This window comes from Clostridium sp. MCC353 (assembly GCF_018785315.1).
Taxonomy (GTDB): domain Bacteria; phylum Bacillota; class Clostridia; order Lachnospirales; family Lachnospiraceae; genus CHH4-2.
The window spans coordinates 57,308-66,302 of record NZ_WQPN01000093.1; the positions used below are offsets into that span (position 1 = coordinate 57,308).

The window sequence follows — 8,995 nt, forward strand, 5'->3', positions numbered from 1 at the left end:
TGCGCTTGAGGTGCGCGGAGAAGAGAAGTTTGAGGAAGGTATGGAGAAGGGAATTCAGGGTTTTATTCAAGCTTTCAGAAAACTGGGAAGATCCAGAGAAGAGGTACAAAAGGAGCTAGAAGAGACCTATGCTTTGAACCGGGAAGAGGCGGAGAAATATCTGATGCGGTTCTGGCAGTGAGGTAAGTGGGATTTTATAAACAAGAATTATGTCCATCGAAAAATGCCGGCGGTTCATAGAATCGATTGATTGGAACGCCGGTATTTTTACTGATATAATAATGCAATTAAAAACATTCTTAGATTGCGGGAATTATCCGCGATTTTCAGGTCTGTTCGGCCGCAGCTTTCCAATAAAAAAATTGAATACTATTAGGAGGAACCTGTATGTTTCATAACAGTACAGCAAAAGAAACCAGCAACCGTGAGGTGAAATCCAGTGCATTTACGGCATTATTCAGCGATCCAAGGAATGCGGCCGCCCTTTATCAGGCCCTGGAGCCGGGAGAGGAAGTGAAGCCGGAGGATATTGATTATACGACACTGAGCGGAGTGCTGTTCATGGCTAGGAAGAACGATATGGCGTTTACCGTGAAAAAAAGAGTATTGGTGATCAGTGAGCACCAGTCCACAGTGAATGAAAACATGCCTTTACGGGATGTGATTTATTTCGGAAGAACGATAGAAAAACTGGTAGAACCGAAGGCGCTATATAAAACCCGCCTGATCCCCATTCCAGCTCCGGAATTCTATGTATTTTATAATGGAACGGCTCCGTTTGCTGCGGAAAAGGAACTGAGATTATCGGATGCCTACCTTGTAAAAGACGGGGAACCTATGTTAGAATTAAAGGTGAAAGTAATCAATATAAACCTGTCGGCAGACCATCCGATATTGAAAGAATGCCGTCCAATTTATGAGTATTCCAGCTTTATCCAAAAGATCCGTGATTGTATGAAAAGCGGGAAAACCAGAGACGAAGCGATCATTCAGGCGATATCGGACTGTGAAAACGAGGGGCTTCTTGTGGAGTTTTTAAGGGAACATGGAACGGAGGCGTCGAATATGCTGTTTACGGAATTTAATATGGAAGACGCGCTTGAGGTGCGCGGGGAAGAGAAGTTTGAGGAAGGTATGGAGAAGGGGATAGAGCGGGGAATCCAGGTTTTAATCCAAGCTTACAAAAAACTGGGAAGGTCCAGAGAAGAAGCACAAAAGGAGTTGGGAGAGAGCTATGCTCTGAGCCGGGACGAGGCGGAGAAATATCTGATGCGGTTCTGGCAGTGAAAAAATGAGGGTTTTATAAACAAGAATTATATCGGACTGTGAAAACGAGGGGCTTCTTGTGGAGTTTTTAAGGGAACATGGAACGGAGGCGTCGAATATGCTGTTTACGGAATTTAATATGGAAGACGCGCTTGAGGTGCGCGGGGAAGAGAAATTTGAGGAAGGTATGGAGAAGGGAATTCAGGTTTTAATCCAAGCCTTTAAAAAACTGGGAAGATCCAGAGAAGAAGCACAAAAGGAGTTGGAAGAGAGCTATGCTTTGAACCGGGAAGAGGCGGAGAAATATGTGATCCAATTCTGGCAGTAAAGTAAGAAGAAAAATATAAACTTGATTACATATAAGGATACCGGCATTTCCTAAATACAATACGAGACAGGAATGCCGGTATTTTTTATTGAATTATAAGTTTTTTATTGTTTTCATCGTTAACTGTATAATCCCTTGCCAATTCGATCAGATCCAGTTCCGGTTTACTGAGATATGCCCCTTTCCGTGTGACAACCGACCTCATCCAGGATGCCCTGGAATCAAAGGAAAAGTACACAATGGGTGCATCCGCTTCCACATAGGACTGTGGGAAGAAGGCGGGGCAGACCTGGTTTTTAACCATATTAAAAGTGGTGTAGGTGCTGGTCGATTCAAATAGAACTTTGGGTTTATAGCCTGCCTTAGCAAAGGCTTCATCGATCTTATCCCGAAAGCGGGTTTCATGGGTCATCAGGACGAAATAGTCGTCTTTCAGGCGTTTAAGGTCGAAAAGAGGAAAGGTCTTGTAGCTTTCCTCACCGGCCAGATAGGCCAGCGGATGGCTGGCAGGCAGCGCCAGAACCATGAGTTCGGATTGGAGACGGTAATAATCAAAATCGGGTTTGTCCTCCATATGGGCTACAAAGCCTAAACTGACATCTCCATGAAGAACCAGCTGTTCAGTCCTTTTTACTCTGGATTCATAGATTTTGAATGTGATATCGGGATAGAGCTTATGAAAACGGGGATAGATGTGGGAAAACATAACCGAACCCCGTTCCGGTGTGTAGGCGATGGAAATTTCCCCTCTCTTCATATCTGCGATATCATTGAGGATTTTATAGGTTTCCGCTTTCATCTCCAGCATTTTTTTTGCAGTATCCAAATAGATTCTTCCGGCATGGGTAGGAATCATGGAATGACGGACCCGGTTGAATAATGGAAGGCCCAGTTCACGTTCCAGGCGCAGCAGCTGCTGGTTTAAGGCTGACTGGGTCAGGAACAGTTTTTCTGCCGCTTTTGAGATACTTTGCTCATTTGCGATTGCTATCATGTATTCCAATTGTTTAAGATCCATGAAAAATCCTCCTATATATAAAGTAAACTTAAAAAAAATAAGTTAAAATATAAATATCAATAAGTTGATCTTTGAGTATTGTTATATTATAATAAAATAAATTTGATAAATCAATAAAATTTATCAAAAATTACAACGCATACTTATAAAATGCGAGTAAACAAGCAGAAGGAGAAGAGGAAAATGAAAAAGACACTGAAGGTATTGGCAGCAGGCGTTTTGGCAGTATCAATGGCAGCTTCATTGGCAGCGTGCTCAGGGGGAGCAAAAACTGGACAGTGGGCTAAGAATGTTGAGGTACAGGTTCCGGCTAAGGCAGGCGGCGGTACGGATGTTATGGCAAGAACTCTGGCGACCCAGGTTGCAAAAGATGCAAAAAATACATTGACGATTGTTAATAATACAGACGGCGGCGGCGTGGTTGCCATGGAAAAAGTAAGAACTGCAAAAACGGACGGCAGCACCATTTTACAATTCCATACCACGATGCTGATTAAAACAGCAACCGGCGTTTACGATAAGAAGGCAGCAGAAGACTTTACCGTAATCGCGGTCAGCCAGGGAACAGAAGTGGGCGGTTATGTGCTGGTTGTTCCGGCGGATTCACCTTATAAGACAGTGGATGATTTTGTTGCAGCGGCAAAAGCAGCTCCGGGAACCCTGCTGTTCGGTGTTGAAACAGGCGGATCTTCCCATATCCAGGCTGGTTTATTTGCTAAGGCAGCGGGAATTGACTTTAAATATGTAGAAGCGGGTTCTGATACAGAGAAATTAACCGCTTTAGTGGGCAAGAGCATTGACGCATGTCTCGTTAACCCGAACCAGGCAAAACAGTATGTGGAATCCGGCAAGGTAATCGGACTGGCATGTGTTTCCAGAGATAAAGAAGGCGGAAGAAGCTCCGTACTTCCTGATATCCCAAGCTTTATTGAGCAGGGGCTGGATGTTTCCTTTGCTTCCATTAACCTGTTCTTAGGGCCGAAAGATATGGATCAGGAACTTGTTCAGAAGATTCACGATTTCTATGCAAATGCAGCAGCCAACGCAGACGTAAAAGCGATTCTTCAGCCGGCAGGATTTGATATGGAATTCTTCAGCCTTGAAGACGGCCTTGCAAAAGTGAAAGAGCAGCAGGAACAGTTAAACGCAGTTGTAAAAGAACTTGGACTGGAACAGAAATAAATGATTAAAGTCCAGCGGAACATCATAAGCTATGGGGTTGCGCTGGATTTTTTTTCTCAAAATACAGGTTAGAAAGGGGTTTTTGGAGTGGTTAAAGTAAAAAGAGATCAGATTACAGGCGCCGTGTTAGTCTTATTGGGACTGATTGTGGCTGTGCTGGTAAGCCAGTTTAAGATGCCTATGACGGCGGCTTATCCCGGGCCTAAGATGCTGCCAACCATAGCGGTTGTGGGATTTATCGCATGCGGAGCCGGAATCTTTATAGAAAGTACATTGAGTAAAAAAGAAGAAAAGCCTTTTATGGTAAAAGAAGGCTGGGTGCGCATGGGCATCACGCTGGTGATCCTGGCGGCCTACGTATTGGCTATGACTTATGTGGGCTATTTGATCGCAACACCAGTGGTTACCTACATAATGACAACATTATTTGCCAAGGGAAGCAAATCTACGGTGAAGGGCAGGATTATCTTTTCCGCGCTGCTGACAGTTATTATCTACGTAATTTATGTATTTGCATTCGGGCTGGGACTGCCGGATGGAATGCTGTTCTATTAGGGGGTGGAGATTATGCTTGAGTTTATACCATATATTGTTTCTCAGATCGTACAGCCGTTTAACCTCCTTCTTCTGTTGGCGGGAACGGTGATCGGAATCATTTTCGGCGCTATACCGGGACTTTCCGGTACGCTGGCTGTTATGCTTTTTATGCCTCTTACCTACACCATGCCGGCGGGCACGGCAGTTATCTTCCTGATCAGTTTGTGGGTTGGCGGATGTTCCGGCGCGTTTATCGGTTCCGTGCTTTTGGGAATCCCGGGATCTGCTTCGGCTGTTGCAACCTGTTTTGACGGTTATCCTATGAGCCAGAACGGAAAAGCCGGTAAAGCGCTGGCAATCGGTATGGTGGCTTCCTTTATCGGAACATTTTTCAGTGCGATACTGGGCGCTCTGTTAAGCCAGTCGGTGGCGGAAGTGGCATTTATGCTGGGGCCGTGGGAATATTTCTCCCTGTGTTTTGTGGCCATAACCATGGTGCTGGCCATATCAAAGGGCAATATGTTTAAAGGGCTGGCTTCGGCCACCATTGGGCTTCTCTTTGCATCTGTGGGCTTTTCTCCCATTGACGCGGAAGCCAGATTTGTGTTTGACAATATGTATCTGATGAGCGGTCTTTCCATGACGGTTGTTTTGATCGGTATTTTCGGTGTCAGCAGAATCATTGTAGAATACGGAAAGGGATTTGATCCCCTGCCGGAAGTTGACACGAAGAGCATTAAGGGGCTTGGGATTACCTTTAAAGAGATAAAGGATCAGACCGTCAACATTCTGAGATCCTTTGGTATCGGCCTTGGAATCGGTTTCCTTCCTGGCATGGGAGCCGGCCTTTCCAACCTGGTCGCTTATTCATCGGCAAAAAATGCGTCCAAACATCCGGAATTGTTCGGAAAAGGAAATCCGGAAGGTATCTGGGCTTCTGAAATATCCAACAATGCAGCCATCGGCGGGTCTATGATCCCTATGGCGGCTCTTGGTATCCCCGGCGACTCCACCACCGCGCTTTTAATCGGCGCCCTGACCATTCACGGACTTGAAATGGGGCCGATGGTATTTAAAAACAGTGGTAATGTGGTGTATCTGATGTTTGCGGTTGTGGCAGTCTGCGCGTTCTGCACATTGGTTCTGCAGGCTCTTGGAATGAGGCTGTTCCCTCAGATTTTGAAGGTTCCTTACCATTATATGTATCCGGCTCTGCTGGTGATTTCTTTAGTCAGCGCATATGTGGACTCCAGCAGTCTGTATAAATGCGGCATGATGATCGTCTTCGCCATTGTGGGAATCCTGATGACATACGGCGGTCTGCCTACGGCTCCCCTCATTCTGGCGTTTATTTTAGGCCCAACTCTGGAGAGCAATATGTTAAAGGCGTTCCAGTATTCGGGGACAGCGGCTTCCTTCTTCACAAGACCTATTTCATGTGTGCTGATGATCATTGGAATCGGCTGTGTATTTTCACCGATTATCCGTACAATATTCGCAAAAGCAAGAAAAACGAAAGCATAAAAAAACATGGAGAGGGTATAAAAGCCCTCTCCAAAAAAATGATGCCGCGGCAGCGGCAGAAAAGGAGGAAATGATAGGAATGGGAGAAAACAGGTATAGGGCAAAGGAATGGGAACAGGTCTGCGAGCCGTTTCAGATGGCTCCGGGAGTTTATTATGTGGGAACCACTTATGTGGGAAGCTATCTGCTGGATACCGGGGATGGACTGATCTTAATCGACCAGGCATTTGCGGAATCCGTTTATCTGATTCTGGAAAGCGTCAGAAAATTAGGGTTTGACCCAATGGATATCAAGATGCTTTTGGTGAGCCACGGCCATTTGGATCACTGCGGCGGAACCAGGCTGCTTCAGGAATATACAAAGGCAAAGGTTTATATGTCCAGAGAAGATTATCAGATGATGACAGAACATCCGGAGTGGGTGTATTTTGATTATGAAAACCGGGTTGATTTTGAACCGGATGAACTCTATGACAATGAGAATCCCATCCGTCTGGGCAATATGGAGATCAGGACGGTTCTGACACCGGGACATACGCCGGGAACCACTTCATTTTTCTTTGATGTGAGGGATCAGGCGGGGAAAACCTTTCGCTGTGGGCTTCACGGGGGAGTTGGATTGAATACGCTGGTTCCTGAATTTTATGAAAAATGGCCGGGCTGGCCGGAAGAGCTTTTGGATCAATTCATAAATTCCCTGAAAATGCTGATGGAGGAACCAGTGGATATCACCCTTCCGTCCCATCCAAACCAGGTGCCGATTATGGACAAAGCCGGAACCTACAGAGAGGAAGAGAATCCGTTTGTGGATCAGGAGGCATGGAAGAAGCTTCTTAGAGCCAGATTAGAGATGGCTGATAATCTGGCCGGGGATTGACCGGGAAATCATCCATACATAGGGCCTGGTGGGTGCTGTTAGGCTGCTGTATTCTGCAGATCGGGGTTACGGGTATCGGAAACAATACCTTGGGCCTGTACCTTTCGCCGGTTCGGGATGAACTGGGGATTACAACGGCTCAGATGTCGGGATTCTTCTCCATCAGAACCGTGGTGATGGCATTTGCAGCGTTGATTGTATTCCGCTGCTACCGGAAGTTCCCTATTAAGCCGATGCTGATCATCATGTCGGTGATCTATGGGGGCACATTTATGGCGCTGGTTTTTGTAAACGGCGTGGCGTCTCTCTATCTGACAGCGGCTGTTATGGGATTTGCGGGATCATTTTTAATGATCACTCCGTCCACCTTTATCATAAATAACTGGTTTGAATCCCGGGTGGGGACGGCCCTTGGAATCGGAGTGGCGGCGTCCGGCATCGGCGGCGCGGTTATGAATCCGGTTTCAGCGCGGATGATTGAGAAGATGGGATGGAAAACAGCGGTGGTCATCACGGTGATTTTAATGCTGTCCATCTGCTTTATCACGGTTGCCGCCCTGATCATTTACCGGCCGGAAGATGTGGGCCAGAAGCCATACCGGAAGGAAGGGGAAGAAGGAAAACGGGGACGCCGGGAAAAGGACCGCAGCGGTTTTTACAATTCTGCGGACCGGGCCGGAAGACAGAAGATAACCTTTTATATGGTCATATTGGTACCGCTTCTCTATCTGAGCAGCCAGTATACCCATATTATGCCCAGCTATGGTTTGTCCCTGGGATTTCCTGTAACGGTTGGCGGGATGCTCAGTTCCATGCTGATGCTGGGAAATGTGGCGGCTAAAATGAGTGTGGGCTGGTGTTACGACCATTTCAGCTCTACCAGAGTGACATTTTTCTATATCATGGTAGTGATCGCGGCCATCATAGGGCTGCTGGTTGGGAAAAATGTGGCTGTAATCGCCATTTCCAGTCTGTTCTTCGGAATGAGCATGTCATTTTACACGGTATGCGATCCGTATCTGGTGCGGGAAACCTATGGCAGTGAGAAATACGATAAGGTATACTCCTATTACTCTATGTTTGGATCTTTGGCCAGTTCTATATACTTTACGGGGGTTGGGTATTCTTATGATATATTCCACTCTTATAAGCCATCATTTGCATTTTTAATCGGTGCATATCTGCTGGCTGCACTATTATTATATTTACGTTTGTTTGCCTGGCATAAAATAGAAAATTTAGCCAGGGGGAAAGGAGAACCGTTATGCCCTTAAACAGTACATCAAAAACAAGTCCGCCTGCAATGGTGCTGATGGAGCGCTGCTGCAGAAGGCCGTGGGAGGCATATGTGGAGCCCATAAAAATGGCTCCGGGAGTTTATTATATTTCAGGAAATGACTGGGTAGCCTGTTATCTGATCGATACGGGGGACGGACTGATCCTGATTGACACTGCAATGCATGAAACCGCGTATCTAATGATTGAAAATATCCGCAAACTGGGATATGAACTGACGGATATCAAAAAGATCCTGCTGACCCACGCCCATATCGACCATATCGGCGCGGCCAGAACCATGAAGGAACTGACCGGAGCTAAGCTTTATCTGGGTGAACGTGATCTGCTGTTCCTTCATGAGAGACGGGATTTGATCAGAATTGGGGATTATACCTGCGGCGAGTTCGAACCGGATGAACTCTATGGGGATGATAAGCCCATCACCCAGGGAAATATCACGATCCATACCGTATCCACTCCGGGCCATACGCCGGGATGCACATCCATGTTCTTTGATGTGACGGATAAAGACGGACGCGTTCTCCGCTGTGGAATTCACGGCGGCGTGGGCCTGAACCTGACGAAACAGAATTTTGAAGAGGACCGTCTGCCCGCCACTTTACGGGATGAGTTCATCGAAGGCCTCAAAAAACTGGATCAGATGGAAGTTGATATCTGTCTCCCTTCCCATACCAACCAGGTTGGGATTCTCCTTTTAAAGGATCAGGTGACGGAAGATTTCAATCCTTATCTGGATCCATCGATCTGGCATGAGCTGATGCAGGAAAGGCTGGAGAGAGTTATGCAGATTGTGGAGGATGAGAAAGAGGGGTGAAGCTTTATTTAACATATTAGCGAAAGTAACGCCATGAATCCAGGAAATGGGGACGGACGGGGGCGGAGGTCTGCTTGGAGGTTTGACGCCGGGCGGAGCGGAATCCGTTGGCGATGAAAACCGGCTTCCAACCGTAAGTGAAACTAAGGC

At 46.5% G+C, this 8,995-nt stretch carries 9 protein-coding genes and 1 pseudogene; 9 read left to right on the forward strand and 1 reads right to left on the reverse strand.

All coding sequences use genetic code 11. The features are described 5' to 3' along the window. The 3 genes and pseudogenes from GPL15_RS16385 to GPL15_RS16395 all read left to right on the forward strand — a co-directional run. Positions 1 to 181, forward strand: a pseudogene (locus GPL15_RS16385) (hypothetical protein); the annotation flags it as partial. A 206-nt stretch (positions 182 to 387) separates the two neighbouring features. After that, positions 388 to 1,287, forward strand: a complete 900-nt coding sequence (locus GPL15_RS16390) for a hypothetical protein (protein ID WP_215699775.1) — start codon at positions 388 to 390, stop codon at positions 1,285 to 1,287. A 58-nt stretch (positions 1,288 to 1,345) separates the two neighbouring features. Further along, positions 1,346 to 1,594, forward strand: a complete 249-nt coding sequence (locus GPL15_RS16395) for a hypothetical protein (protein WP_215699765.1) — start codon at positions 1,346 to 1,348, stop codon at positions 1,592 to 1,594. An 85-nt stretch (positions 1,595 to 1,679) separates the two neighbouring features. On the opposite strand, the gene GPL15_RS16400 is transcribed toward GPL15_RS16395, so the two are convergent. Continuing rightward, positions 1,680 to 2,612 (reverse strand): LysR family transcriptional regulator, encoded by a 933-nt coding sequence (locus tag GPL15_RS16400; protein ID WP_215699766.1) that lies wholly within the window; start codon positions 2,610 to 2,612, stop codon positions 1,680 to 1,682. Between the two features lie 183 nt (positions 2,613 to 2,795). On the opposite strand from GPL15_RS16400, the gene GPL15_RS16405 reads away from it, so the two are divergent. The 6 genes from GPL15_RS16405 (at position 2,796) to GPL15_RS16430 (ending at position 8,845) form a co-directional block, all read left to right on the forward strand. Then, positions 2,796 to 3,794: a tripartite tricarboxylate transporter substrate binding protein gene (locus GPL15_RS16405; protein WP_215699767.1), complete on the forward strand. Its 999-nt coding sequence runs from the start codon at positions 2,796 to 2,798 to the stop codon at positions 3,792 to 3,794. An 87-nt stretch (positions 3,795 to 3,881) separates the two neighbouring features. Beyond that, complete coding sequence (locus tag GPL15_RS16410; protein ID WP_346344990.1) at positions 3,882 to 4,349, forward strand: tripartite tricarboxylate transporter TctB family protein; 468 nt, start codon at positions 3,882 to 3,884, stop codon at positions 4,347 to 4,349. 12 nt (positions 4,350 to 4,361) lie between these two features. Beyond that, positions 4,362 to 5,855, forward strand: a complete 1,494-nt coding sequence (locus GPL15_RS16415) for a tripartite tricarboxylate transporter permease (protein WP_215699768.1) — start codon at positions 4,362 to 4,364, stop codon at positions 5,853 to 5,855. A gap of 79 nt (positions 5,856 to 5,934) precedes the next feature. Further along, the gene (locus tag GPL15_RS16420) at positions 5,935 to 6,732 is read left to right on the forward strand and encodes an MBL fold metallo-hydrolase (protein WP_215699769.1); all 798 of its coding nucleotides are present in this window, start codon (positions 5,935 to 5,937) and stop codon (positions 6,730 to 6,732) included. Next, positions 6,729 to 8,006, forward strand: coding sequence for an MFS transporter (locus GPL15_RS16425; protein ID WP_215699770.1), 1,278 nt, complete (start codon positions 6,729 to 6,731; stop codon positions 8,004 to 8,006). The genes GPL15_RS16420 and GPL15_RS16425 overlap by 4 nt, the downstream gene beginning before the upstream one ends. Next, on the forward strand, positions 7,997 to 8,845 hold the full coding sequence (locus GPL15_RS16430; protein WP_215699771.1) for an MBL fold metallo-hydrolase: 849 nt from the start codon (positions 7,997 to 7,999) through the stop codon (positions 8,843 to 8,845). Before GPL15_RS16425 ends, GPL15_RS16430 begins: the two co-directional genes overlap by 10 nt. The last annotated feature ends 150 nt before the right edge of the window (positions 8,846 to 8,995 follow it).